Source organism: Agromyces sp. H17E-10 (assembly GCF_022919715.1).
Taxonomy (GTDB): Bacteria; Actinomycetota; Actinomycetes; order Actinomycetales; family Microbacteriaceae; genus Agromyces.
The window spans coordinates 4,160,039-4,182,950 of record NZ_CP095042.1 but is presented as its reverse complement, the minus strand read 5'-3'; the positions used below and the strand labels follow the sequence as shown (position 1 = coordinate 4,182,950).

Below are 22,912 nucleotides of genomic sequence, written 5' to 3'. Positions count from 1 at the left end.
AAGGCCGCCCCGTTCGGGGCGGCCTTCATCGCGTACGAATGGTCGAAGCGGACCTCAGCCGACTCGTCGACCGACGGCGGCGACGACGGCACCGAGCGCCTGCCCGGAGGCATCCCGCTTCGCCCCGGCGTCGGGCAGCTCGCGGGCCGAGCCGTCTGCGCCGACGGCGAGCGGCGGAGTGGGACCGACCCAGGCGAGATGCAGCGCGTCCTCGCCCTTCAGGAACCGCTGCGCGCGCACGCCGCCAGTCGCACGACCCTTCGCCGGGAACTCGGCGAACTCGCTGACCTTCGCGCTGCCGGGGTCGGTGCCGAGCAGCGTGTCGCTCGAGGCGGCGACCGTGACGACGACGGTCTCGTCGGCGACCGCCGCCGGGATGCTCGTGAAGTGGATCACGTGCGCGCCGCCGCCGAGGTTGATGCCCGCCATGCCCCCGGCGGGGCAACCCTGCGGTCGCACCGAGGCGGCCGGGAAGCGGAGGAGCTGCGCATCGGACGCGACGAAGACGAGCTCGTCGGTCTCGTCGCCCTGCACGGCCCCGACGACCTCGTCGCCGGCCTTGAGCCCGATCACCTCGAACTCGGGCTTGTTCGGATAGGCGCCCGTCGCGACGCGCTTCACGACGCCGAGCTTCGTGCCGAGCGCGATCGAGCGGTCGCCGTCGAGCGACACGATCGCGAGCACCCGCTCGTCGCGGTTCGGCAGTGCGAGGTAGTCGCCGATCTTGACCCCGGCGCCGAGCTGCACGGACGTGGGCGGGAGCATCGGCAGGTCGACCGGGGTGAACCGGATGAGTCGGCCGAGGTTCGTGACCGCACCGATCTCGGCGCGGCTCGTGGTGTCCAGCGACGACCGGATCGCGTCGTGCTTGCTGCGGCGCGCCGGCGGGGTGATCGTGGGTGCGCCCTCGGGGCCGTCGGGCAGGTCGACGCGGGCGATGCGACCTGTCGCGGAGAGGAACACCCGGCACGGCACGTCGGCCACCTCGAGCACGGCGGCGGCGCGCTTGGCGGCGGCACCGGCGATCGACGGCCGCGCGTCGGTGAGGAGGGTGCGGCGCGGGGTGCCGAACCGCTCTGCGACCTCGGCGAGCTCGTCGGAGACGAGCGCCTCGATGCGGTGGCGGCTCGCGAGCAGGGCCTCGAGCTCCTCGATCTCGGCTCGAAGGCGGTCGCGCTCGGCCTCGAGCTCGATGCGCGAGAACTTCGTCAGCCGGCGCAGCTGCAGCTCGAGGATGTACTCCGCCTGCACCTGGCTGAGGTCGAAGACCTCCATGAGGCGGGTGCGGGCCGCGGCCGTGTCGTCGCTCGAGCGGATGACCTGGATGACCTCGTCGATGTCGAGGATCGCGATGAGCAGTCCGTCGACGAGGTGGAGGCGCTCTCGCCGACGGGCCAGCCGGTACTCTGACCGGCGGGTGACCACCGCGATGCGGTGGCCCACGTAGACCTGCAGCAGTTCGCGCAGCCCGAGCGTCTGCGGCCCGCCGTCGACGAGCGCGACGTTGTTGATGTTGAACGAGTCCTCGAGCGGCGTGAGCCGGTAGAGCTGCTCGAGCACGGCGTCGGGGCTGAAGCCCGTCTTGATGCCGATGACGAGGCGCAGGCCGTTCGCGCGGTCGGTCAGGTCGGTGACGTCGGAGATGCCGTTGATCTTCTTGGCGTTGACGCCGTCCTTGATCTTCTCGATGACCTTCTCGGGTCCGACGAGGTAGGGGAGCTCGGTGACGACGAGTCCGGTCTTGCGCGCCGTGAGCTGTTCGACCGACACCTTCGCCCGCGTCTTGAAGCTGCCGCGACCGGTCGCGTACGCGTCTTTGATGCCGGAGAGGCCGACGATCGTGCCGCCCGTCGGCAGGTCGGGGCCGGGCACGAACTCCATGAGCTCGTCGAGGGTCGCGTTCGGGTGCGCGATGAGGTGGCGCGCCGCCCCGACGACCTCGATGAGGTTGTGCGGAGCCATGTTCGTGGCCATGCCGACCGCGATGCCGCTCGCACCGTTGACGAGGAGGTTCGGGTAGGCGCTCGGCAGCACCTCGGGCTGCGTGAGCTGGTTGTCGTAGTTCGGCACGAAGTCGACGACGTCCTCGTCGAGGCCCTCGGCCATCGCGAGCGCCGGGGAGGCGAGACGCGCCTCCGTGTAGCGCGGCGCGGCCGGCCCGTCGTCGAGCGAGCCGAAGTTGCCGTGGCCGTCGACGAGCGGCACCCGCAGGGTGAACGGCTGCGCCATGCGGACGAGGGCGTCGTAGATCGCCGTGTCGCCGTGCGGGTGCAGCTTGCCCATCACCTCGCCGACGACACGAGCCGACTTCACGTGGCCCTTGTCGGGCCGGAGGCCCATCTCGGTCATCTGGTAGATGATGCGACGTTGCACGGGCTTGAGCCCGTCACGGGCGTCGGGAAGCGCGCGCGAGTAGATCACCGAATACGCGTACTCGAGGAACGAGCCCTGCATCTCGGTGGCGACGTCGACGTCTTCGATGCGCTCGACGATCGGTTCGTCGGCGGGCTGCGATTTCGCTCGGGTCATCCGTGTTCTCTGTGCCGTGCGTGCCTGGCACGCGGTGGAACGGGGGCGCGCCCGGCCTGTGCCAGACTGGGCGCGATGTCTGCCATGCTACCGGTGCCCGCCGACACGACCCCGCGCCTCACCGACGTGCTCGGCAGTTGCCTCGCGAGCATCGGCGGGACGCAGAACCCGCTCGGTCTGCCTTCGGCCGGCGGCGCGGTCGTCGTGCTGGTCGACGGGCTCGGCGCGGCGAACCTCCGCAGCCGCGCCGGCCATGCCCGGTTCCTCGCCTCGCGGTTCGCGAAACGCGACGTCGCCCGCACCGTCTTCCCGTCGACGACCGCCGCCGCGCTCGCGAGCCTGACGACGGGTGCCTCGCCCGGCGAGCACGGCCTCGTCGGTTACCGCACGCTCGACGCCGCCCACGACCGGCTCGTCAACCAGCTGAACGGCTGGGACGACCGGATGCGACCCGACGAGTGGCAGCTCCGGTCGACCGTCTTCGAGGCCGCGGGAGAGCAGGGCGTCGACGCCGTCGCGATCGGGGGGCCGAAGCACGTCGACTCGGGATTCACCCGCGCCGTGCTGCGCGGCGCGCGCTACGTGCCGGGAGCGAGCATCGCCGACCGGTTCGAGGCGGCGCTCGACGTGCTCGCCGCCGGCCCGGCCCTCGTCTACCTCTACGTACCCGAGCTCGATCAGGCCGCGCACGCGCACGGTTGGGAGTCCGACCGCTGGCTGTGCCTGCTCGAACAGCTCGACGCCGAGACGGCGTCGTTCGAACGGCGGATGCCGCGCGGGACGGGTGTGCTCGTCACCGCCGACCACGGCGTGGTCGACGTGCCGGCCCACCGGCACGTGCTCGTGGACCGTCGGCCCGAACTCGTCGACGGGGTGCGGCACATCGGCGGCGAGCCGCGCGGTCTGCAGCTCTACGTCGAGCCCGACCTCGACGCGGCCGGCCGGGTGTCGCTCGTAGATCGCTGGCGCGAGGCCGAGTCGTCGCGTGCGTGGGTCGCGACGCGCGAGGAGGCGATCGCGGCCGGCCTCTTCGGCGAGGTGTCGCCCGAGGTCGTGCCGCGCATCGGTGACCTGATCGTGGCGGCTCGCGCAGGCGTCGCCTACTACGACGGGCGGCTGGCCGACCGGAAGGCGGAACGCATGATCGGCCAGCACGGCTCACTCACCGACGAGGAGACGCGGGTCCCGCTCATCCGGCTCGGTGCGTTCGCACGCGACTGAGACGACGAAGCCCGGCTCGAGGCATCCTCGGCCGGGCTCGTGCGCGCACCCGAGGGTGCAACGGTTCAGGACGGGTACTGGCGACGCTTGACCTGCGGCTTCGGGAGCCGGAGCGCACGCAGCTGGAGCGCACGCATCGCCGCGTACCAGCGCACCTTCTCGACCTTTCCGGCACCGAACTTCGCCGTGAGCTTCCGCTGCAGGGTGAAGCCCAGGATGATCACGTCGACCAGCGCGATGAGGAAGAACGCCCAGAGCAGCATGATGCTCGAGGCCTGGACCTGCGCGCTCGGGATGAAGGTGAGCACGATCACGGCGAACATGACGGGGATGAGCACCTCGCCGACGCTGAAGCGCGCGTCGACGTAGTCGCGCACGTACTTCTTCTGCGGGCCGCGGTCGCGGGCGGGGAGGTACTTCTCGTCACCCATCGCCATGCCGATGCGGGCCTTCTCGCGGGCGTCGGCCGCCTGCACCCGCGCCTGCTTCGCCGCCTCTTTGCGGTCGTTCGGCACGAGGGGCCGCTTGTTCGCGGCCTCGCGGTCGGCGCGCTTCGGAGTGGGGGCACCCTTGCCACCCTGCTTCAGGCGTGCCTGGGTCTCTTCGAGCGTCTCGGCGCTCGGCTGATCGGTGCTGTTGGGGTGCTTTGCCACGGGGATCCCTCGAATCGGTTCCCCTTAAGATTACCGGCATGACCGACTCTCTTCCCACCGAGGCCGCCGCCGCGGCAACCACCCCGAAGGCCGACGAACTGCGGGCAGCCGTCGAGGCGGGTTTTCCGACGACGATCGCCGAGCTCACCCGCCTCGTGAAGATCCCCTCGGTGTCGTGGCCGGCGTTCGATCCGGCGAACGTGCAGGCGAGTGCCGAGGCCGTCGCCGAGCTCGTGCGCGGACTCGGCGTGTTCGACCTCGTCGACGTGCGGCGCGCGCCAGTCGCCGGCGCCGAAGGCGAGGCCGACCCGCAGCTGGGTGCGCCCGCGGTGATCGCGCATCGCGCGGCCCGCAACGGCCGCCCGACCGTGCTGCTCTACGCGCACCACGACGTGCAGCCGCCCGGCCGCGACGAGGACTGGGAGTCCGCGCCGTTCGAGCCGACCCTCCGCGGCGACCGCCTCTACGGCCGCGGTGCCGCCGACGACAAGGCCGGCATCATGGCGCACGTCGCCTCGATCCGCGCACTGACCGAGGTGCTCGGCGACGACCTCGACCTCGGCATCGCCGTGTTCATCGAGGGGGAGGAGGAGTACCTCTCGCAGTCGTTCGGCAACTTCCTGCGCGAACACCGCGAGCTGCTCGCCGCCGACGCGATCATCGTGGCCGACTCCGGCAACTGGGACCTCGAGACCCCGGCGATCACCGTGGCGCTGCGCGGCGCGGTCGCGTTCAACCTGCGGATCGACACGCTCGGCCACGCGTCGCACTCGGGCATGTTCGGCGGTGCCGTCCCCGACGCCATGTTCGCGGCGATCCGGCTGCTCGACACGCTCTGGGACGGCGACGGCGCCGTGGCGGTCGACGGCCTCACCTCGGCCGCGTTCGAGACCCCCGCGTACGACGAGGCCCAGCTGCGCGCGGAGACCGGCCTGCTCGACGGCGTCGAGCCGGTCGGGCGCGACTCGATCCTCTCCCGGATCTGGGCGAAGCCGTCGATCACGATCACCGGGATCGACGCACCCGACATCGCGAACGCGTCGAACACCCTCGTCCCCGGTGTGAAGGTGCGCGTGAGCGCGCGCGTGGCCCCCGGTCAGGACGCTCGAGAGGCCTACGAGGCGATCCGCGCACATCTCGAGGCGAACGCGCCATTCGGCGCGAAGCTGACCTTCGACGACGTCGACACGGGCCAGCCGTTCCTCGTCGACACGAGTGGCTGGGCGGTGGCCGAGACTCGTGCCGCGATGGCCGAGGCCTGGGGCCGTGAACCCGTCGAGATGGGCGTCGGCGGGTCGATCCCGTTCATCGCCGAGCTCGTGGACGAGTTCCCGTCCGCGCAGATCCTCGTGACCGGCGTCGAGGACCCCGACTCGCGGGCGCACAGCCCCAACGAGTCGCTGCACCTCGGCGTGTTCCGTCGCTCGGTGCTCGCCGAGGCGTTGTTCCTCGCGCGGCTCGACGGCCGCTTCGCGGAATGATGACGACTCACAGCCGTCGTGCCGCTCACGGCGGCTACCATGGAGTGAGGAATCCGCGTTCCTGACGCATCGAGGAGAGACATGAGCGACACGATCACCGAGACCACGCACGGCGTGAAGCTGAGCGACCCCGCCGCCGACAAGGTGCGCAGCCTGCTCGCGCAGGAGGGCCGCGACGACCTCCGTCTGCGTGTGGCCGTGCAGCCCGGCGGCTGCTCGGGTCTCATCTACCAGCTCTACTTCGACGAGCGACTCCTCGACGGCGACGCCGTCGTCGACTTCGACGGCGTCGAGGTCGTGGTCGACAAGATGAGCGTGCCCTACCTCGACGGTGCGGCGATCGACTTCGAGGACACGATCCAGAAGCAGGGGTTCACGATCGACAACCCGAACGCGCAGGGCAGCTGCGCGTGCGGCGACTCGTTCCACTGAGCGCTACCGCAACTTCCTGAAAGGGGGCCGCATCTGCGGCCCCCTTTTGCGTATTCAGGCTGATCGACGGATGATTCTGCGCGGCGGCGCGCCCGACATGGGCCGTCGGTGCACACCTCGGGTGCCGAGTCGGAGTAGGCTAGGCATCGATCACCGCGCTTCACTGTGAAGCGCCTTCGAGTCTCCCGAAAGGTCACCGGTGCGCCACAATCGCCGTCTCCGATGGGCTGCAATCCCGATCGCAGCGTCTCTCAGCCTCGTGCTCGCCGGGTGCACGCAGGCGCAGCTCAACGGCTTCCTGCCCGGCTTCGTCGAGGGCGAAGCACCGGTCACGAATCACACCGAGACCGTCTCCGGCCTGTGGGTCACGTCGTGGATCGTGCTCCTCATCGTCGGCATCCTCACGTGGGGTCTGACGATCTGGGCCGTCATCGCGTACCGCCGTCGCAAGGGCCAGACCGGGCTGCCCGTCCAGCTGCGCTACAACATGCCGATCGAGGTCTTCTACACGATCGTCCCGCTCATCCTCGTGCTGGGATTCTTCGCGTTCACCGCGCGTGACCAGCAGCAGATCGAGCAGCGCTTCGCCGCCGACGACGTCGACGTGCAGGTCGAGGTCATCGCGAAGCAGTGGGCCTGGGACTTCAACTACGTGAAGGAAGACGTCTACTCGCCCGGCATCCAGGGCCAGCTCGATGAAGAGGGCCCGAAGGGCTCGCTCGTGCAGTCCGAGCTGCCGACCCTGTACCTGCCCGTCGGTGCGAACGTCGAGATCGAACTCGAGTCGCGCGACGTGATCCACTCGTTCTGGGTCGTCGACTTCCTCTACAAGAAGGACATGTACCCGGGCAAGACGAACTACATGTCGTTCGTCCCCGAGCGCGAGGGCACGTACGCCGGCAAGTGCGCCGAGCTCTGCGGCGAGTACCACTCGCTCATGCTCTTCAACGTCAAGGTCGTCTCGCAGGCCGAGTACGACGACTACATCCAGTCGCTCCGCGACGCCGGCCAGGAAGGCCAGCTGTCGAACGAGTACGACCGCAACCAGAACCTGCCCGGCGCAGGCGCACCCGACCTGAAGGAAGAGCGAGAAGCCGAATGAGCACCACGACCGCACCGGCTCGGCCGCAGTCGAGCAGCTTGCCGTTCGGCACCTCCAAGGTCGAGCGCAAGGGCAACATCCTGGTCAAGTGGATCACCTCCACCGACCACAAGGTCATCGGGTACATGTACCTGATCACCTCGTTCATCTACTTCTGCATCGGCGGCGTGATGGCGCTGATCATCCGCGCCCAGCTCTTCGAGCCCGGCCTCGAGCTGCTGCAGACGCGTGAGCAGTACAACCAGCTGTTCACCATGCACGGCACGATCATGCTGCTCATGTTCGCGACGCCGCTGTTCGCCGGGTTCGCCAACGTGCTCATGCCGCTGCAGATCGGCGCGCCCGACGTCGCGTTCCCGCGGCTGAACGCATTCGCCTACTGGCTGTTCAACTTCGGTTCGCTCATGGCGGTCGCGGGCTTCCTGACGCCGCAGGGCGCCGCCTCGTTCGGTTGGTTCGCCTACCAGCCGCTCGCCTCGACGACGTTCTCGCCGGGTGTCGGCGGCAACCTCTGGATGCTCGGCCTCGGCCTCTCGGGCTTCGGCACGATCCTCGGCGCGGTGAACTTCATCACGACGATCATCACGATGCGCGCCCCGGGCATGACGATGTTCCGCATGCCGATCTTCACCTGGAACACGCTCGTCACCTCGATCCTCATCCTGATGGCGTTCCCGGTGCTCGCGGCCGCCCTGCTCGCCGCCGGCGCCGACCGTGTGTTCGACGCCCACGTGTACGACCCCGCCAACGGCGGCGTCATCCTGTGGCAGCACCTGTTCTGGTTCTTCGGACACCCCGAGGTCTACATCATCGCCCTGCCGTTCTTCGGCATCGTGTCGGAGATCTTCCCGGTGTTCAGCCGCAAGCCGATCTTCGGCTACAAGACCCTCATCTACGCGACGATCGCGATCGCTGCGCTCTCGGTCACGGTGTGGGCCCACCACATGTACGTCACCGGCTCGGTGCTGCTGCCGTTCTTCGCCCTCATGACGATGCTCATCGCGGTGCCAACGGGCGTGAAGATCTTCAACTGGATCGGCACGATGTGGCGCGGATCGATCACGTTCGAGACGCCGCTGATCTGGTCGCTCGGCTTCCTCATCACGTTCGTCTTCGGTGGTCTCACGGGCGTCATCCTGGCGTCGCCGCCGCTCGACTTCCACGTGTCCGACACGTACTTCGTCGTCGCGCACTTCCACTACGTGGTGTTCGGCACCGTCGTGTTCGCGATGTTCGCCGGCTTCTACTTCTGGTGGCCCAAGTGGACCGGCAAGATGCTCAACGAGACGCTCGGCAAGTGGCACTTCTGGCTGCTCTTCATCGGCTTCCACACGACGTTCCTCATCCAGCACTGGATCGGTGTCGTCGGCATGCCTCGCCGGTACTTCTCGTACCTCCCCGAAGACAACGTGACGTGGATGAACCAGCTGTCGACGATCGGCGCCGGCATCCTGGCGATCTCGCTGATTCCGTTCTTCCTGAACGTGTACATCACGGCTCGCCGCGCACCCAAGGTCACGGTCAACGACCCGTGGGGCTACGGCGGCTCGCTCGAGTGGGCGACCAGCTGCCCGCCGCCGCGCCACAACTTCACGTCGATCCCGCGCATCCGCTCGGAGCGTCCGGCGTTCGACCTCAACCACCCCGAGGCCGGCATCCCCGTCGGCATCGGCCCGGCGAAGGACGCCCCTGAGGCGCCGACGTACGACGCGGCCACGGAGGAGATCAAGTAATGCGCGCCAACGTCATCCTGTTCTGGATCCTCTCGGTCTTCTTCTTGATCATGGCCGGGGTCTACTGGACCTGGACCACCCTCGAGTACGGCCAGCCCGAGTGGGCCGGATCGATCGCGATCACGCTCAGCGCGATCCTCGCGGCGTTCATCGCGTTCTACCTCGGTCGCGTGCACAGCGCCCAGGGCGCTGAGCTGCCCGAGGACCGGCTCGACGCCAACATCGACGACGGCGACGCCGAGCTCGGCTTCTTCAGCCCGTGGAGCTGGTGGCCGATCATGCTGGCCGGCGCGGCCGCGCTGCTGTTCCTCGGACTCGCAGTGGGCTTCTGGATCTCCTTCATCGCAGTCGGCATCGGCGTCATCAGCCTCGTCGGCTGGGTCTACGAGTACTACCGCGGCAACTTCGCTCGCTGATCGCCGGCTCCACCTCGAAGCCCCGGACCTCGTGTCCGGGGCTTCGTCGTGTGAGGGGGCTCAGTCGTGAACGGCGCCGACGACGCGCCAGGAGCCTGCCCGCTGGTGGTGTTCGGCCTTGAACCCCCGGTGCTCGAGCACGGCGACCATCGCCTCGGGTGAATGGACGTAGCCCCGGTACGTCTTGCGCTGCAGCCGCATGAGGAGATTCCCGGATGCCGCGGCGAAGCGCGTGAGCAGATCGCGAGGCGGGTGCGTGAAGACGACGGCCCGCTTCGCGCGCCCGGCAGCCGCTTCGAGCAGTCGCGTCGCATCGGGGTAGCAGCAGACCACTCGATGGAGGATCACGACGTCGGCCTGCTCGACCGCGTGCGGATGCAGGGCCAGGTCGATGCCCGTGCGCCGGCTCATCGCGTGCGCCGTACCGGCCTCGGCGGCCACTCGCGCGGCCACGGTCTCGTACGCACGCGAGAGTTCGAGGTTCACCGATGCGGCGGCGCCGCGTCTGATCAACTCGATCTGGATCTCGCCGATGCCGCCCCCGATCTCGAGCACGGTCGCGCCGTCGATGCCGACCTCATCCGCAAGGTAGGAGACGATGCCCTGCTCGGGCAGGGTCAGGCCGTCTTTCGCGTAGCGCCGTGCGATGCGCTCGGCGAAGCGCCCGGTGAAGACGGGCTCATACCTGTCGGCGCCGTCCGCGGCGGCCGAGCAGCAGTCGTCCATGCTGCAAGTATCGACCCTGCGGGCGACCGACGCATCACTCGGGTTCTGCGTCAGTTGCCGAACGCTCGAGTTCGAGGAGCTCGACGGACACCGTCACCGTCGTCGACGACGCATCCGGCTCGGCAGCCGAGCCGGCTCCCGCATGATGGGCTGACGGACCCATGCCTGCGAGCAGCCCGCGTGTCGCACGATCGGCGGTGAGCTCGTACTCGATGCGCCGGATCGCGCCGGGAACGAAACCGTCGGCGGCGAGCTGGGCGGCGACCCGCTCCGACTTTCCGGGTGGCACGTCGAGCATGAGACCCGCATCGCGGAGCTCGAGAAGATGGCGTTCAGTGGGAACGACCACGAAAAGCCGACCGCCTGGGCGGAGGATCCGCGCGAACTCGGGCCCGTTCCTCGGCGCGAACACGTTGAGCACCAGGTCGGCGGTCGACGAGCGGAGGGGGAGGGGACGCCAGATGTCGACGACCACGCCCGTCGACCCGGGGATCGCACGGAGGCTCACCCGAACGGCGTCAGGTGAGCGATCGGCGAGCAGGAGCCGCAGACCCGGAATCGCACGAGCGAGTTCGGCCGAGTAATGGCCGGTGCCGCAGCCGAGGTCGGCGACCCGCAGGCTCGGATCGACGCCCGACCCGAGGATGCGACCGGCGGCGTCGACGAGCGCATCTGAGATCGGACGATAGGCTCCGCTGCCGAGCAAGGCGGCGCGAGCGTCGAGCATGCTGCGGTCGTCGCCCATGGTCTTCGGCGCCTTCGGTGGAAGCAGCGTGAGGAAGCCGTACTTCGATCGGTCGAACCGATGGCCGGATTCGCATCCGAAGGTGCGATCGGTGATGGGGGAGAGGTCCTGGAAACAGTTCGGGCACCGAAGCCACGTCGAATCGATCGACATGGCTCGGTGCCCGAATCCGTCAGTCAGCGAGTCAGTGGTGGCCGTCGTGGCCGGACTCGAGTTCGCCCTTCGAGACCGGTGCGATGCGGTCTTCGAAGAACCAGCGCGACAGCGAGGCGCGCACGCGCTGGCCGAACGTGATCTTGCCGCGAGCGTTCGGGCGGATCATGAGCGGCTCGTAGCTCTCGAAGCTCACGAGCTTCCACCGGTCGTACTCGTCGAGCGGCTGGTGCACCTCGATGAACTCACCGCCGGGCAGCTTCACGATGCGACCCGACTCGTAACCGTGCAGGACGATCTCGCGGTCCTTCTTCTGGAGCGCGATGCAGACGCGCTTCGTGATGAAGTAGGCGATGAACGGCCCGATGATCACGACGGCCTGGAGCGCGTGGATGACGCCCTCCATGGTCAGCGAGAAGTGGGTCGCGAGGATGTCGGAGCTCGCAGCCGCCCAGAGGCCCGCGTAGAACGTCACGCCGGCGGCGCCGATCGCGGTGCGGGTCGGGGCGTTGCGGGGACGGTCGGCGATGTGGTGCTCGCGCTGGTCGCCCTTCACCCACGCCTCGATGAACGGGTATAGGAGGACGAGGACCAGGAACACACCGATGCCGATGAGCGGCACGAGGATGTTGAACGACCACGTGCGGTCGAGCCAGACGAACTCCCAGCCCGGCGGGATGAGACGCAGGGCGCCGTCCGCGAATCCGATGTACCAGTCGGGCTGGGTGCCGGCGGAGACGGGGGAGGGGTCGTACGGGCCGTAGTTCCAGATCGGGTTGATCGTGAACATGGAGGCGATGAGCGCGAGCACACCGAAGATGATGAAGAAGAACCCGCCGGCCTTCGCCGCGTAGATGGGGAGGATGGGCGGACCAACCGCGTTCTGCTGCGTCTTGCCCGGTCCGGCGTACTGCGTGTGCTTGTGTACGACCACGAAGACGAGGTGGAGTGCGACGAGGGCGACGACGAGCGCGGGAAGCAGCAGGATGTGCAGCGTGTAGAGGCGGCCGACGATCGCGGTGCCCGGGAACTCGCCGCCGAACAGCAGGAACGAGGTCCAGGTGCCGACGACCGGGATGCCCTTGACCATGCCGTTGATGATCGCGAGGCCGTTGCCCGAGAGGAGGTCGTCGGGGAGCGAATATCCCGTGAAGCCCTCGGCCATCGCGAGGACGAAGAGCGTGAAGCCGATCACCCAGTTGAGCTCACGGGGCTTGCGGAACGCACCCGTGAAGAAGATGCGCAGCATGTGCAGGCCGATCGCAGCCACGAACAGCAGTGCCGCCCAGTGGTGCATCTGGCGCACGAAGAGTCCGCCGCGGATGTCGAACGAGATGTCGAGCGACGAGGCCATGGCGACCGACATCTCGACGCCCTTGAGCGGCACGTACGATCCGTCGTAGTGCACCTCGGCCATGGAGGCCTGGAAGAAGAAGGTCAGGAACGTGCCGGAGATGAGCACGACCACGAACGCGAAGAGCGCGACCTCACCGAGCAGGAACGACCAATGGTCGGGGAACGCCTTGCGACCGAGCTCCTTGACGAAGCCGGCGATGCTCGTTCGCTCGTTGACGTAGACGGAGGCTGCCGCGGTGAACGACCGCTTCTGCGGCGCGGTGGCGGACGGTGCGGTGCTCAATGGCGCTCCCAGAAGCTCGGGCCGACGGGTTCGGTGAAGTCGCTCTGCGCGACGAGGTAGCCCTCGTCGTCGACGGTGATCGGCAGCTGCGGCAGCGGACGCTTGGCCGGGCCGAAGATGACCTCGCAGTGGTTCGTGACGTCGAACTGCGACTGGTGGCACGGGCACAGCAGGTGGTGCGTGTGCTGCTCGTACAGCGCGACGGGGCAGCCGACGTGCGTGCAGATCTTCGAGTAGGCGACGATGCCGTCGTACGACCAGTCCTTGCGCTCGGGAAGCTCGTTGAGCTCGGCCGGGTTGAGACGCATGAGCAGGACCGCAGCCTTCGCCTTCTCTTCGAGCTTGCCGTGCTCGAGCTCGGCGAGGCCCTCGGGGATGACGTGGAACGCGCTGCCGATCGTCACGTCGGCCGCCTTGATGGGCGTGCCCGACGGATCGAGCGTGAGGCGGCTGCCCTTCTGCCACATCGTGTGGCTCAGCAGCTCGATGGGGTTCTGGTCCTGGGGCGCGAAGCCGCGGAACAGCACGATCGCCGGCAGCGGGAAGACGAGCAGGGCGCCGATGAGGCTGTTGCGGACGACCGCGCGGCGGGTGAAGCCGGACTCCTGGTCGGCGTCGGCGAACACCTTGGCGGCCGCCGCCTGCGTCTCGGGCGTACCGCCGATGGGGTGGCGCTCGTCGGCGAGCTCGACGTCGGCCATGAGCGCCTTGGCCCAGTGCACGGCACCGAAGCCGATCCCGAGCAGGGCCAGGGTCGCGCCGAGTCCGAAGAACATGTTGTTCAGTCGGACCATGCCGACGTCGTTCGACTCGATCGGGAAGAGCATGTACGCGGCGATCGCCCAGACGCTGCCGAGGATCGACAGGTAGAACAGCGTGTAGACGGTGCGCTGGGCGCGCTTCTCGCGCTTGGGGTCCTCGTCGGTCACGCGGGGGCGGTGCGGCGGGAAGCCGGGGTTCTCGAACGTGTCGGCCGCGATCACCGCGGTGCCGTGCGAGACGTTCGAATCGTGCGCGGCGTGCGACGAGTCGGCAGCGGCGACTTCCGCGCCGCTGTGGTCGTCCTGTGCCATGGTTCTCCTTCTGAGTCTTCTTCGGTGCCGGGCTGCCGCTAGTTGGACTTCGCCGTGATCCACACGGTGATCGCGACGATCGTGCCGAGACCGAAGATCCAGATGAACAGGCCCTCCGAGACCGGGCCGAGCGAGCCGAGCTCGAATCCGCCGGGTGAACGGTTGTCCTGGACGTACTTGAGGTACGTGATGATGTCGCGCTTGTCTTCAGGCGAGATGTTGAGGTCGTTGAAGACCGGCATGTTCTGCGGGCCCGTGACCATCGCCTCGTAGATGTGGACGCCCGTGACCTCGGTGAGCGGGGGAGCGTACTTGCCCTCGGTGAGGGCGCCGCCGGCGCCGGCGACGTTGTGGCACATCGCGCAGTTGATGCGGAAGAGTTCCGCACCGTTCGCTGCATCGCCGCCGCCGTTGACGAGGTGGTCGGCGGGGATCTCGGGCCCGGGCCCGAGCGACGCGACGTAGTAGGCGAGCTGCTTGACCTGCTCGTCGGTGAACTGCGGCGGCTTCTGCGGCGCCTGCGGTCCCTGCATCTGCATGGGCATGCGCCCGGTGCCGACCTGGAAGTCGACCGCCGCCGCGCCGACGCCGATGAGGCTGGGGCCGTCGTCGGTACCCTGCGCGTTCATACCGTGACAGGTGGCGCAGTTCGCCTGGAAGAGCTTCTTGCCCTCGTCGATGGTCTGCTGCGACGTCGGGTCGCCCTCTGCCTGGGCGACCGTGCCGGCACTCAGTGCGGCGTAGGCGCCGCCGGTGAAGACGAGGCCCAGGGCGAGGAGCGCGACGGTTGCGAGCGGGTGCCGGCGGCCGGTGCGACGCTTCTGGCGGGTCATGTGGTTCTTCCTGTTCGCGGGCTTTCGGGTCTGACGCATCGGGTGGTGGACTATTTCAAGACGTAGATGACGAGGAACAGGCCGATCCAGACGACGTCGACGAAGTGCCAGTAGTACGAGACGACGATCGCGCTGGTCGCTTCACGGTGACCGAAGTTCTTGATCGCGAACACTCGTCCGATGACGAGGAGGAAGGCGATGAGACCGCCGGTGACGTGCAGGCCGTGGAAGCCGGTCGTCAGGTAGAACGCCGAGCCGTAGGAGTCGGAGCTGATCGAGATGCCCTCGGAGACCAGCGTCGCGTACTCCCAGATCTGGCCGGCGACGAAGATGGCGCCCATGGCGTACGTGAGGAAGAACCACTCGACCATGCCCCACTTGGCGGGGTTCCACCACGGGCCGCGCGCGTACGGCTGCAGTCGCTCCGCCGCGAACACGCCGAACTGACAGGTGAACGACGACAGGACCAGGATGATCGTGTTCGTCAGCGCGAACGGGAAGTTGAGCCGACCGGCCTGCGCCTCCCAGAGCTCGGGCGACGTCGAGCGCAGCGTGAAGTAGATCGCGAAGAGACCCGCGAAGAACATGACCTCGCTGCCCAGCCAGACGATCGTGCCCACCGCTACGGTGTTCGGTCGATTGATCACGGGCGCGCTCGCCTGATAAGTGATTGAGGTGCTCGTCACGCTCCCCATTATGGCCGAAATCCCGGCGGAGTTTTCGTCATCATCGGCCGTCGTGTCGCAGGCCTCGTGGTTAGGGAACCCTAAGTCGCACTGTGCAACGCCCGGGAATCCGCCGTGAATCGGGCCGATAGGATCGGCTGCATGCCCGCGCACCAGAACTGGCCAGACATTCTGAACTCCCTCGTACAGGGAGAAGACCTCAGCGTTTCGGACGCCGCCTGGTGCATGGAGCAGGTCATGACCGGCCAGGCGACCGAGGCGCAACTGGCGGCGTTCCTCGTCGCGCTGCGCATCAAGGGGGAGACGGTCGACGAGATCGTCGGCTTCCGAGATGCGGTTCTCGACCACGCCGTGCCGCTTCGCGCCGATCCGATGGCGCTCGACATCGTCGGCACCGGCGGTGACCGGTTCGGCACGGTGAACGTCTCGACGATGGCGTCGATCGTGGCCGCGGCAGCGGGGGTTCCCGTGATCAAGCACGGCAATCGCGCCGCGAGCAGCGCGTCGGGCTCGTCGGACGTGCTCGCGGCGCTCGGACTCGACCTCGCGCTCCCTCCTGAGCGCGTTGCATCCGTGCTCGACGACGCGGGCATCACGTTCGCCTATGCGGCGGCGTTCCATCCCGGATTCCGGCACGCGGGCCCCGTGCGCGCACAGCTGGGCATCGCGACCGTGTTCAACTTCCTCGGGCCGCTCTGCAATCCGGCCCGCCCCGAGGCGTCAGCAGTGGGCGTCGCCCACCTCGACCGGGTTCCGCTCATCGTCGGGGTGTTCCAGACCCGTGGTGCGACGGCGCTCGTGTTCCGTGGCGACGACGGGCTCGACGAACTGACGACGACGGGTCACTCCCACGTGTGGGAGGTGTCAGGCGGAACGGTGAAGGAGCACGACCTCGAACCGCGCGACCTCGGCATCCCGCGTGCGAGCATCGACCAGCTCATGGGCGGCGACTCCGCGCACAACGCGACGATCGTGCACGACGTGCTGGCGGGCGCACGCGGGCCGGTGCGCGACATCGTCGTGCTCAACGCCGCAGCAGGACTCGTCTCGTTCGACCTCGCGAAGGATCCGGGTCAGTTCCAGCGGCCGATCCTCGACCGCTTCCGCGACAAGATGGCGGTCGCCGAAGAAGCCATCGACAGCGGCGCCGCCGCCGCGAAGCTCGCCGAGTGGATCGAGGCGACCAGACGCTGACGGGGGCGCCTAGGGAGCTCGGTCGCCCACCTGGCCGAGCCGTCGGCGCGCCGCACGCACGCAGCGGGGGCCCGTGGACTCCACGGGCCCCCGCTGCGAACCGGTCACTCCACGTCGTCGTCGACCCAGTCGAAGGTCTTCGTGACGGCCTTCTTCCAGAGCCGCAGGCGCCGCTCGCGCTCGTCGGGCTCCATCGCGGGCTCCCAGCGCGAGTCCTCCTGCCAGTTGGCGCGGAGCTCGTCGAGGTTCGCCCAGAAGCCGACAGCGAGACCGGCGGCGTACGCCGCGCCGAGGGCCGTCGTCTCGGCGACGACGGGACGCACGACGGGAACTCCGAGGATGTCGGCCTGGAACTGCATGAGCGTGTTGTTCGCGATCATGCCGCCGTCGACCTTGAGCTCGGTGAGTTCGACACCCGAGTCGGCATTGACCGCGTCGAGCACCTCGCGCGTCTGGAACGCGGTCGCCTCGAGCGCGGCACGGGCGATGTGTCCCTTGTTCACGAACCGCGTGAGGCCGACGAGGGCACCGCGCGCATCGGGTCGCCAGTAGGGCGCGAACAACCCCGAGAACGCCGGCACGAAGTACGCACCGCCGTTGTCCTCGACCGACTTCGCCAGCTCCTCCACCTCGGGTGCGCTCTGGAACAGCCCGAGGTTGTCACGGAGCCACTGGATCAGCGATCCGGTCACCGCGATCGACCCCTCGAGTGCGTAGTGGGGAGCGTCGTCGCCGAGCTTGTACCCGAGCGTCGTCAACAGCCCGTTCTTCGAGTGGACGATCTCCTCGCCCGTGTTGAAGATCAGGAAGTTGCCGGTGCCGTAGGTGTTCTTGGACTCGCCCGGATCGAAGGCCGCCTGCCCGAAGGTCGCGGCCTGCTGGTCGCCGAGGATGCCCGCGACCGGGACCTCGCGCAGCAGGCTCGAGGGCTCGACGGTGCCGTAGACCTCGGACGAGCTCTTGATCTCGGGCAGCATCGAGCGCGGGACGCCGAAGGCGGCGAGGATCTCGTCGTCCCACTGCAGGGTCTCGAGGTCCATGAACATCGTGCGGCTCGCGTTCGTGACGTCGGTCGCGTGGACGCCGCCCTCGTGGCCGCCGGTGAGGTTCCAGAGCACCCAGCAGTCGGTCGTTCCGAACAGCAGGTCGCCGGCCTCGGCGCGTTCGCGCGCACCAGGGACGTTCTCGAGGATCCAGACGATCTTCGTGCCCGAGAAGTACGTCGCGAGCGGCAGGCCGACCTTCGGCTTGAAGCGCTCCACGCCGCCGTCGGCGGCGAGCCGGTCGACGATCGGCTGCGTCCGGGTGTCCTGCCAGACGATCGCGTTGTACACCGGCTCGCCCGTGTGCTTGTCCCAGACCACGGCCGTCTCGCGCTGGTTCGTGATGCCCACCGCGGCGATGTCGTGGCGGGTGAGGTCGGCCTTGCCGAGCGCCTGGCCGATCACCTCACGGGTGTTGCGCCAGATCTCGGCGGGGTCGTGCTCGACCCAGCCGGCCTTCGGGAAGATCTGCTCGTGCTCGAGCTGCCCGGTCGCGACGATCGATCCGGCCTTGTCGAAGATGATCGCGCGCGAGCTCGTGGTGCCCTGGTCGATCGCGAGGATGTAGTCGGGCATGGGTTCCTCTCATTCCTGCGCGCAGGAAGTCACGGCGCGCACGTGGTTGATCTGGAGACTGGCCGGTTCGACGAACGGGACCGGGCGCCTCACGTGATGATGGGAAGCAGCACGAGCGCCGCCCAGCCGGCGATGAGTCCGCCGATGATGGGCCCGACGACGGGCACCCAGGAGTACGACCAGTCCGAGCCGCCCTTGCCCTTGATGGGCAGGATGGCGTGCGCGATGCGCGGCCCGAGGTCACGTGCCGGGTTGATGGCGTACCCCGTCGGTCCACCGAGCGACGCGCCGATGCCGATCACGAGCAGGGCCACCGGCAGCGCGCCGAGCGACGCGAGTCCGGACGCGTCGCCGTTGCGACCGAAGCCGACGACGACGAACACGAGCACGAACGTGCCGATGATCTCGGTGATGAGGTTCCACCCGTAGGAGCGGATCGCCGGACCGGTGGAGAACACGCCGAGCTTGTTGGCCGCGTCGGGCTCCTCGTCGAAGTGCTGCTTGTACGCCAGCCAGCAGACGATGGCACCGATGATGGCGCCGATCAGCTGCGCGCTGATGTAGGTCGCGATGGATGCGCCGTCGATGGGCACGCCCGGGACGAACTCGGTCTTGCCCTCGCCGAGGAGGTTGACCGTGAGCCCCAGCGTGACGGCCGGGTTGATGTGCGCACCCGAGGCGTACGAGACGATGACGCCGGCGAAGACCGCGAGGCCCCAGCCGATGTTCACCATGAGGAACCCGCCGTTGTGGCCCTTGTTGCGGATGAGCGCGACGTTCGCGACCACACCGCAACCGAGCAGCACCAGCATGGCGGTGCCGACCAGTTCCGAGAGGAAGATGGTGCCGAGATTCATGTGCAACCCCCTTCGTTGGCGGTGCGCCGTCGCAGCCGCTCGTCTGTCACGATAGCGCCGTGACCCCTTCGGGGGGAACGATCTGCCGCGAGTTGGCGGACCGGCCTTACGGCGGGATGCGGTCGGGGCGTAGGTTTGCGGAGGGAGCGCTGCGCCGGGGCCGCCGCGCCGCGACATGCCCCTGGCGGAGACGGAAAGGGGTGACGATGAAGAAGATCATCAACGACCCGAAGCGCGTCGTCGACGAGTCGGTCGCGGGGTTCGCACTCGCGCACGCGGATCTCGTCCGCGTGGAGGTCGATCCGATCCGGGTCGTGCGTGCGGACGCGCCGATCGCCGGGAAGGTCGGGCTCGTGAGCGGCGGAGGCAGCGGGCACGAGCCGCTGCACGCGGGCTTCGTCGGGTTCGGCATGCTGGATGCCGCAGTGCCCGGCGCCGTGTTCACGTCGCCGACGCCAGATCCGATCCTCGAGGCGACGAAGGCCGTCGACGGGGGCTCGGGCGTGCTGCACATCGTGAAGAACTACACGGGCGACGTGCTCAACTTCGAGACGGCCGCAGATCTGGCGGCTGCCGAGGGCATCGAGGTGCGTGCCGTCGTCACCAACGACGACGTCGCCGTGCGCGACTCGCTCTACACCGCCGGCCGGCGCGGCGTGGCGGGGACGGTGCTCGTCGAGAAGATCGCGGGGGCCGCGGCCGAACGGGGCGATTCCCTCGAGGAGGTCGCCGCGATCGCCGAACGGGTGAACGCGGCCGCGCGCTCGATGGGCCTCGCGCTCACGCCCTGCGTTGTGCCGCACGCGGGCGAGCCGAGCTTCACGCTCGCCGACGACGAGATCGAGATCGGCATCGGCATCCATGGCGAGCCCGGTCGCGAGCGCGTCGGACTCGAGCCCGCCGACCGGCTGGTCGATCGACTGCTCGAACCGATCCTCGACGATCTGCCGTACGAGTCCGGCGAGCAAACGCTGCTCTTCGTGAACGGCATGGGCGGCACGCCGCAGATCGAGCTGTACATCGCGTTCCGTCGCGCCGTCGAGGTGCTCGAGGCACGGGGCATCCGGATCGCCCGCTCGCTCGTCGGCAGCTACATCACCTCCCTCGAGATGCAGGGGATGTCGATCACCCTGTTGAAGCTCGACGACGAGATGATCGAACTCTGGGATGCCCCGGTGCAGACGGCTGCACTCCGCTGGGGCCGGTGACGGAAGAAGGAGGGGCGGTGGGCCTCGACATCACGTGGGCGGTGGACTGGACCCGGCTGAGCGCCGAGCGCATCGGCGAGCACCGGGTGGAGCTGATCACGCTCGATCGCGAGATCGGCGACGGCGATCACGGCGAGAACATGGATCGCGGGTTCCAGGCGGTCGCCGCGAAACTCGACGATCTCGCCGCGGGTGCGGTTCCGGCCGACGTGCTGAAGCTCGTCGCCACGACGCTCATCTCCACGGTGGGTGGCGCCGCAGGGCCGCTGTACGGCACGGCGTACCTCAAGGCGGCGGCCGCCGTCGCGGGGCGGGACTCGCTCGACGGTCCCGCGATCGCGAGCCTCCTCGAGGCCGCTCGCGACGGCATCGTCCTCCGCGGCAAGGCCGAACCCGGCGACAAGACGATGGTCGACGCCTGGACCCCGGCCGTCGAGGCGGCGGCTGCGGTCGCGGCGGCCGGCGCCGACGCGACCGAGGTGCTCGACGCTGCGGCATCCGCGGCCGAGGCGGGCGCCGTGGCCACGGAGCCGCTCGTCGCCCGCAAGGGGCGTGCGAGCTACCTCGGCGAACGCTCCGCCGGCCATCGCGATCCCGGCGCGGAGTCGAGCGCGTTGCTGCTGCGCGCGGCCGCCGATGCCGCAGACGGCGCGGCAGGGGCGTGACGATGGGCGGCACGGTGGGGCTCGTCCTCGTCTCGCACTCTGCGGAGATCGCCTCGGGGCTTGCGAAGCTCGCGCGGCAGATGGCGCCGACCGTCGCGCTGGTGCCGGCGGGCGGCACCGACGACGGCCGCATCGGTACGAGCTTCGATCTCGTCGCCGCTGCCGTCGCCGAGGCCGACTCGGGCGCCGGCGCGGTCGTGCTCTGCGACCTCGGATCGGCGATCCTCACGGCGGAGACCGTGCTCGACTTCCTCGACGACGAGGCCCGCGCCCGCACGAGGATCGCCGATGCGCCGCTCGTGGAGGGCGCCGTCGCGGCGGCGGTCGCGGCCGAGTCCGGTGACGAGCTCGATGCGGTCGTGCGAGCGGCGGAGAGCGCACGCGGCGAACACCCGACGGCAGCCGGCGGAGCGCCGTCCGTTGCGGAGGGCGCCGGCCCCGAGGCATCCCGATATGCGCGCACGGTCACCCTCGTCAACGCGGACGGCCTGCACGCTCGTCCGGCCGCCGAGCTCGTCAAGCTCGCGGCGCGCTACCCGCAGCGGATCACGGTGAACGGTGCCGACGCGAAGAGCCTGCTGGGCATCATGTCGCTCGGGCTGACGAAGGGCGCGAGCCTCGAGATCGCGAGCGACGACGCGGACGCGGCGGACGCGGTCGAAGCGATCGCCGAGCTGGCGCGGTCGGGTTTCGGCGAGTCCTGAGCCGGGCGACGGCCGGTCAGTTGCCGCCCGCCACGCGGATGTCGGCGCCCGAGGTGTAGCCGGCGTCGTCGGAGAGCAGGTATGCGACCGCGCCGGCGATCTCGTGCGGTTCGCCGGCCCGCCGCATCGGGATGCCGGGCGCTCGTTCGTCTGCAGCCTGCGGGCGGCCGCCCGACGCGTGGATCTCGGTTCTCGTGGTACCGGGCGACACGGTGTTGACGCGGACACCGACGGGGCCGAACTCCTTCGATGTTCCGGTGGTGAGGGCGTTGAGGGCGGCCTTGCTCATGGCGTACGGGATGTAGGTGTTGGGGGCACCCGACTTGGCGGCGCCCGACGAGATGTTCACGATCGAACCCCCCGACCCGCCGCGATCGGTCGACATGTGCGCGATCGCCGCCTGCGTGATGAGGAGCGGAGCCACGACGTTGATGCGGAACACCGCTTCGGCCTCGTCGAGGGCGACGTCGAGGAACGGGCCGATCCTGCCGGTGATGCCCGCGTTGTTCACGAGCCCGGTCACCCGGCCGAACGCGTCGATCGCGGCGGGCACCACCGAGGCCGCCGCGTCGAGGTCGGCCAGGTCGACCTGGAGCACGAGCACGCGAGAGCCGGACGCGGTGCAGCGGCGTGCGACCGCGTCGGCGTCGGCCGCGCGATCGCGATAGGTGATGACGAGGTCGTGCCCCTCTGCCGCGAGCCGTTCGGCGATCGCGGCGCCGATGCCCCGGCTCGCGCCGGTGACGATCGTGACCGGGCGGGGGAGCGAGGCATCCGTCATACCGTCAGCCTAGGCGCGGCGCGGCCCGCGCGCGCCTCTGGTGATGAGGATGCCTCGGGGCGTACGATCTCCCGTATGGCACGCGACGCGGCGAGCCGCCCAGACGACGGCAACGCATTCACGAGATTCTTCGATCGAGTCGACAACGCACTCGAGCCGATCTTCGGCGCACCGCCCATCACCGAGGGCACCGAGCAGGCCGACGAGCGGGAATTGCAGGAGCGACCCTGCCCCGTGTGCGGGCGCCCGATCTTCGAACACACGTTCGATGACGCGAACGGCAACATCGTCATGACCTGTCCGACCGATGAGCGCCTGCCCGAGCGGTCGACGGCCGGTCCGCTCAATGAGCTCGGCATGCCGGCGACCGGTCGGCGGCTCGAGCGTTACGAGGAACGCGAAGCCGAATCCGAGGCTGAAGCCACGGGCTGAGCCGGGGGAACAACCGGGGGGATCGGGGGA

General features: G+C 69.1%; 22 protein-coding genes and 1 pseudogene. 11 read left to right on the top strand and 12 right to left on the bottom strand.

The window, feature by feature from the left end; genetic code table 11:
* Nucleotides 1-54 precede the first annotated feature (54 nt).
* The gene (locus tag MUN74_RS18895; RefSeq protein ID WP_244854146.1) at nucleotides 55-2,529 is read right to left on the bottom strand and encodes a DNA gyrase/topoisomerase IV subunit A; all 2,475 of its coding nucleotides are present in this window, start codon (nucleotides 2,527-2,529) and stop codon (nucleotides 55-57) included.
* A 75-nt stretch (nucleotides 2,530-2,604) separates the two neighbouring features.
* Between MUN74_RS18895 and MUN74_RS18890 the strand changes: the two genes are divergently transcribed.
* Nucleotides 2,605-3,750: an alkaline phosphatase family protein gene (locus MUN74_RS18890; protein WP_244854145.1), complete on the top strand. Its 1,146-nt coding sequence runs from the start codon at nucleotides 2,605-2,607 to the stop codon at nucleotides 3,748-3,750.
* 65 nt (nucleotides 3,751-3,815) lie between these two features.
* On the opposite strand, the gene MUN74_RS18885 is transcribed toward MUN74_RS18890, so the two are convergent.
* A complete protein-coding gene (locus MUN74_RS18885; protein ID WP_244854144.1) occupies nucleotides 3,816-4,403 on the bottom strand; it encodes a DUF3043 domain-containing protein in 588 nt (195 codons plus the stop codon).
* 38 nt (nucleotides 4,404-4,441) lie between these two features.
* On the opposite strand from MUN74_RS18885, the gene MUN74_RS18880 reads away from it, so the two are divergent.
* The 5 genes from MUN74_RS18880 (at nucleotide 4,442) to MUN74_RS18860 (ending at nucleotide 9,567) form a co-directional block, all read left to right on the top strand.
* Complete coding sequence (locus MUN74_RS18880; protein WP_244854143.1) at nucleotides 4,442-5,884, top strand: dipeptidase; 1,443 nt, start codon at nucleotides 4,442-4,444, stop codon at nucleotides 5,882-5,884.
* 81 nt (nucleotides 5,885-5,965) lie between these two features.
* Nucleotides 5,966-6,316: an iron-sulfur cluster insertion protein ErpA gene (gene erpA, locus MUN74_RS18875; RefSeq protein WP_244854142.1), complete on the top strand. Its 351-nt coding sequence runs from the start codon at nucleotides 5,966-5,968 to the stop codon at nucleotides 6,314-6,316.
* A gap of 199 nt (nucleotides 6,317-6,515) precedes the next feature.
* Nucleotides 6,516-7,418, top strand: coding sequence for an aa3-type cytochrome oxidase subunit II (gene ctaC, locus MUN74_RS18870; RefSeq protein ID WP_244854140.1), 903 nt, complete (start codon nucleotides 6,516-6,518; stop codon nucleotides 7,416-7,418).
* Complete coding sequence (gene ctaD / locus MUN74_RS18865; RefSeq protein ID WP_244854139.1) at nucleotides 7,415-9,151, top strand: aa3-type cytochrome oxidase subunit I; 1,737 nt, start codon at nucleotides 7,415-7,417, stop codon at nucleotides 9,149-9,151. The genes ctaC and ctaD overlap by 4 nt, the downstream gene beginning before the upstream one ends.
* Nucleotides 9,151-9,567 (top strand): cytochrome c oxidase subunit 4, encoded by a 417-nt coding sequence (locus MUN74_RS18860; protein ID WP_244854138.1) that lies wholly within the window; start codon nucleotides 9,151-9,153, stop codon nucleotides 9,565-9,567. Before ctaD ends, MUN74_RS18860 begins: the two co-directional genes overlap by 1 nt.
* A 60-nt stretch (nucleotides 9,568-9,627) precedes the next feature.
* Here the strand turns inward: MUN74_RS18860 and MUN74_RS18855 are convergent, their stop codons facing one another.
* The 7 genes and pseudogenes from MUN74_RS18855 to ctaE all read right to left on the bottom strand — a co-directional run bounded on the left by MUN74_RS18855 (nucleotide 9,628) and on the right by ctaE (nucleotide 15,431).
* Nucleotides 9,628-10,293 carry an SAM-dependent methyltransferase gene (locus MUN74_RS18855; RefSeq protein ID WP_244854137.1) on the bottom strand — a complete coding sequence of 222 codons (666 nt, stop codon included), beginning with the start codon at nucleotides 10,291-10,293 and terminating at the stop codon, nucleotides 9,628-9,630.
* A gap of 34 nt (nucleotides 10,294-10,327) precedes the next feature.
* Entirely contained in the window at nucleotides 10,328-11,038 is a 711-nt protein-coding gene (locus MUN74_RS18850; RefSeq protein ID WP_244854135.1) for a methyltransferase domain-containing protein, read from the bottom strand.
* Nucleotides 11,039-11,107: 69 nt separating this feature from the next.
* A pseudogene (locus MUN74_RS19340) lies at nucleotides 11,108-11,191 on the bottom strand (hypothetical protein); the annotation flags it as partial.
* Between the two features lie 31 nt (nucleotides 11,192-11,222).
* Nucleotides 11,223-12,830: a cytochrome bc1 complex cytochrome b subunit gene (gene qcrB / locus MUN74_RS18845; RefSeq protein ID WP_244854134.1), complete on the bottom strand. Its 1,608-nt coding sequence runs from the start codon at nucleotides 12,828-12,830 to the stop codon at nucleotides 11,223-11,225.
* Nucleotides 12,827-13,903 carry a cytochrome bc1 complex Rieske iron-sulfur subunit gene (gene qcrA, locus MUN74_RS18840; RefSeq protein WP_244854133.1) on the bottom strand — a complete coding sequence of 359 codons (1,077 nt, stop codon included), beginning with the start codon at nucleotides 13,901-13,903 and terminating at the stop codon, nucleotides 12,827-12,829. The genes qcrB and qcrA overlap by 4 nt, the downstream gene beginning before the upstream one ends.
* 38 nt (nucleotides 13,904-13,941) lie before the next feature.
* Nucleotides 13,942-14,736, bottom strand: coding sequence for a cytochrome bc1 complex diheme cytochrome c subunit (gene qcrC / locus MUN74_RS18835; protein WP_244854132.1), 795 nt, complete (start codon nucleotides 14,734-14,736; stop codon nucleotides 13,942-13,944).
* A gap of 50 nt (nucleotides 14,737-14,786) precedes the next feature.
* A complete protein-coding gene (ctaE, locus tag MUN74_RS18830) occupies nucleotides 14,787-15,431 on the bottom strand; it encodes an aa3-type cytochrome oxidase subunit III (RefSeq protein ID WP_244854131.1) in 645 nt (214 codons plus the stop codon).
* 132 nt (nucleotides 15,432-15,563) lie between these two features.
* Here ctaE and trpD point away from each other — a divergent pair, with 132 nt between their 5' ends.
* Nucleotides 15,564-16,616, top strand: coding sequence for an anthranilate phosphoribosyltransferase (gene trpD, locus MUN74_RS18825; RefSeq protein ID WP_244854130.1), 1,053 nt, complete (start codon nucleotides 15,564-15,566; stop codon nucleotides 16,614-16,616).
* A gap of 104 nt (nucleotides 16,617-16,720) precedes the next feature.
* On the opposite strand, the gene glpK is transcribed toward trpD, so the two are convergent.
* Complete coding sequence (gene glpK, locus MUN74_RS18820; RefSeq protein WP_244854129.1) at nucleotides 16,721-18,235, bottom strand: glycerol kinase GlpK; 1,515 nt, start codon at nucleotides 18,233-18,235, stop codon at nucleotides 16,721-16,723.
* 89 nt (nucleotides 18,236-18,324) lie between these two features.
* The gene (locus MUN74_RS18815) at nucleotides 18,325-19,092 is read right to left on the bottom strand and encodes an MIP/aquaporin family protein (RefSeq protein ID WP_244854128.1); all 768 of its coding nucleotides are present in this window, start codon (nucleotides 19,090-19,092) and stop codon (nucleotides 18,325-18,327) included.
* Nucleotides 19,093-19,298: 206 nt separating this feature from the next.
* Between MUN74_RS18815 and dhaK the strand changes: the two genes are divergently transcribed.
* From dhaK to dhaM, 3 genes are read left to right on the top strand one after another with little or no spacing between them, the layout of a single operon-like run.
* The gene (dhaK, locus tag MUN74_RS18810; RefSeq protein WP_244856502.1) at nucleotides 19,299-20,300 is read left to right on the top strand and encodes a dihydroxyacetone kinase subunit DhaK; all 1,002 of its coding nucleotides are present in this window, start codon (nucleotides 19,299-19,301) and stop codon (nucleotides 20,298-20,300) included.
* A 17-nt stretch (nucleotides 20,301-20,317) separates the two neighbouring features.
* Nucleotides 20,318-20,965: a dihydroxyacetone kinase subunit DhaL gene (dhaL, locus tag MUN74_RS18805; RefSeq protein WP_244854127.1), complete on the top strand. Its 648-nt coding sequence runs from the start codon at nucleotides 20,318-20,320 to the stop codon at nucleotides 20,963-20,965.
* Between the two features lie 2 nt (nucleotides 20,966-20,967).
* Nucleotides 20,968-21,669 (top strand): dihydroxyacetone kinase phosphoryl donor subunit DhaM, encoded by a 702-nt coding sequence (dhaM, locus tag MUN74_RS18800; protein WP_244854126.1) that lies wholly within the window; start codon nucleotides 20,968-20,970, stop codon nucleotides 21,667-21,669.
* A gap of 16 nt (nucleotides 21,670-21,685) precedes the next feature.
* On the opposite strand, the gene MUN74_RS18795 is transcribed toward dhaM, so the two are convergent.
* A complete protein-coding gene (locus MUN74_RS18795) occupies nucleotides 21,686-22,450 on the bottom strand; it encodes an SDR family NAD(P)-dependent oxidoreductase (RefSeq protein WP_244854125.1) in 765 nt (254 codons plus the stop codon).
* Between the two features lie 75 nt (nucleotides 22,451-22,525).
* Between MUN74_RS18795 and MUN74_RS18790 the strand changes: the two genes are divergently transcribed.
* The gene (locus MUN74_RS18790; protein ID WP_244854124.1) at nucleotides 22,526-22,882 is read left to right on the top strand and encodes a hypothetical protein; all 357 of its coding nucleotides are present in this window, start codon (nucleotides 22,526-22,528) and stop codon (nucleotides 22,880-22,882) included.
* Nucleotides 22,883-22,912: the final 30 nt, after the last annotated feature.

Coding starts and splice junctions, on each gene's coding strand:
- ctaE (WP_244854131.1), bottom strand. CDS start 15,431: ATGGGGAGCGTGACGAGCACCTCAATCACTTATCAGGCGAGCGCGCCC.
- MUN74_RS18890 (WP_244854145.1), top strand. CDS start 2,605: ATGTCTGCCATGCTACCGGTGCCCGCCGACACGACCCCGCGCCTCACC.
- qcrA (WP_244854133.1), bottom strand. CDS start 13,903: ATGGCACAGGACGACCACAGCGGCGCGGAAGTCGCCGCTGCCGACTCG.
- MUN74_RS18790 (WP_244854124.1), top strand. CDS start 22,526: ATGGCACGCGACGCGGCGAGCCGCCCAGACGACGGCAACGCATTCACG.
- MUN74_RS18895 (WP_244854146.1), bottom strand. CDS start 2,529: ATGACCCGAGCGAAATCGCAGCCCGCCGACGAACCGATCGTCGAGCGC.
- MUN74_RS18860 (WP_244854138.1), top strand. CDS start 9,151: ATGCGCGCCAACGTCATCCTGTTCTGGATCCTCTCGGTCTTCTTCTTG.
- erpA (WP_244854142.1), top strand. CDS start 5,966: ATGAGCGACACGATCACCGAGACCACGCACGGCGTGAAGCTGAGCGAC.
- MUN74_RS18855 (WP_244854137.1), bottom strand. CDS start 10,293: ATGGACGACTGCTGCTCGGCCGCCGCGGACGGCGCCGACAGGTATGAG.
- dhaK (WP_244856502.1), top strand. CDS start 19,299: ATGAAGAAGATCATCAACGACCCGAAGCGCGTCGTCGACGAGTCGGTC.
- MUN74_RS18850 (WP_244854135.1), bottom strand. CDS start 11,038: ATGGGCGACGACCGCAGCATGCTCGACGCTCGCGCCGCCTTGCTCGGC.
- MUN74_RS18880 (WP_244854143.1), top strand. CDS start 4,442: ATGACCGACTCTCTTCCCACCGAGGCCGCCGCCGCGGCAACCACCCCG.
- MUN74_RS18815 (WP_244854128.1), bottom strand. CDS start 19,092: ATGAATCTCGGCACCATCTTCCTCTCGGAACTGGTCGGCACCGCCATG.
- qcrC (WP_244854132.1), bottom strand. CDS start 14,736: ATGACCCGCCAGAAGCGTCGCACCGGCCGCCGGCACCCGCTCGCAACC.
- dhaM (WP_244854126.1), top strand. CDS start 20,968: ATGGGCGGCACGGTGGGGCTCGTCCTCGTCTCGCACTCTGCGGAGATC.
- MUN74_RS18795 (WP_244854125.1), bottom strand. CDS start 22,450: ATGACGGATGCCTCGCTCCCCCGCCCGGTCACGATCGTCACCGGCGCG.
- ctaD (WP_244854139.1), top strand. CDS start 7,415: ATGAGCACCACGACCGCACCGGCTCGGCCGCAGTCGAGCAGCTTGCCG.
- trpD (WP_244854130.1), top strand. CDS start 15,564: ATGCCCGCGCACCAGAACTGGCCAGACATTCTGAACTCCCTCGTACAG.
- glpK (WP_244854129.1), bottom strand. CDS start 18,235: ATGCCCGACTACATCCTCGCGATCGACCAGGGCACCACGAGCTCGCGC.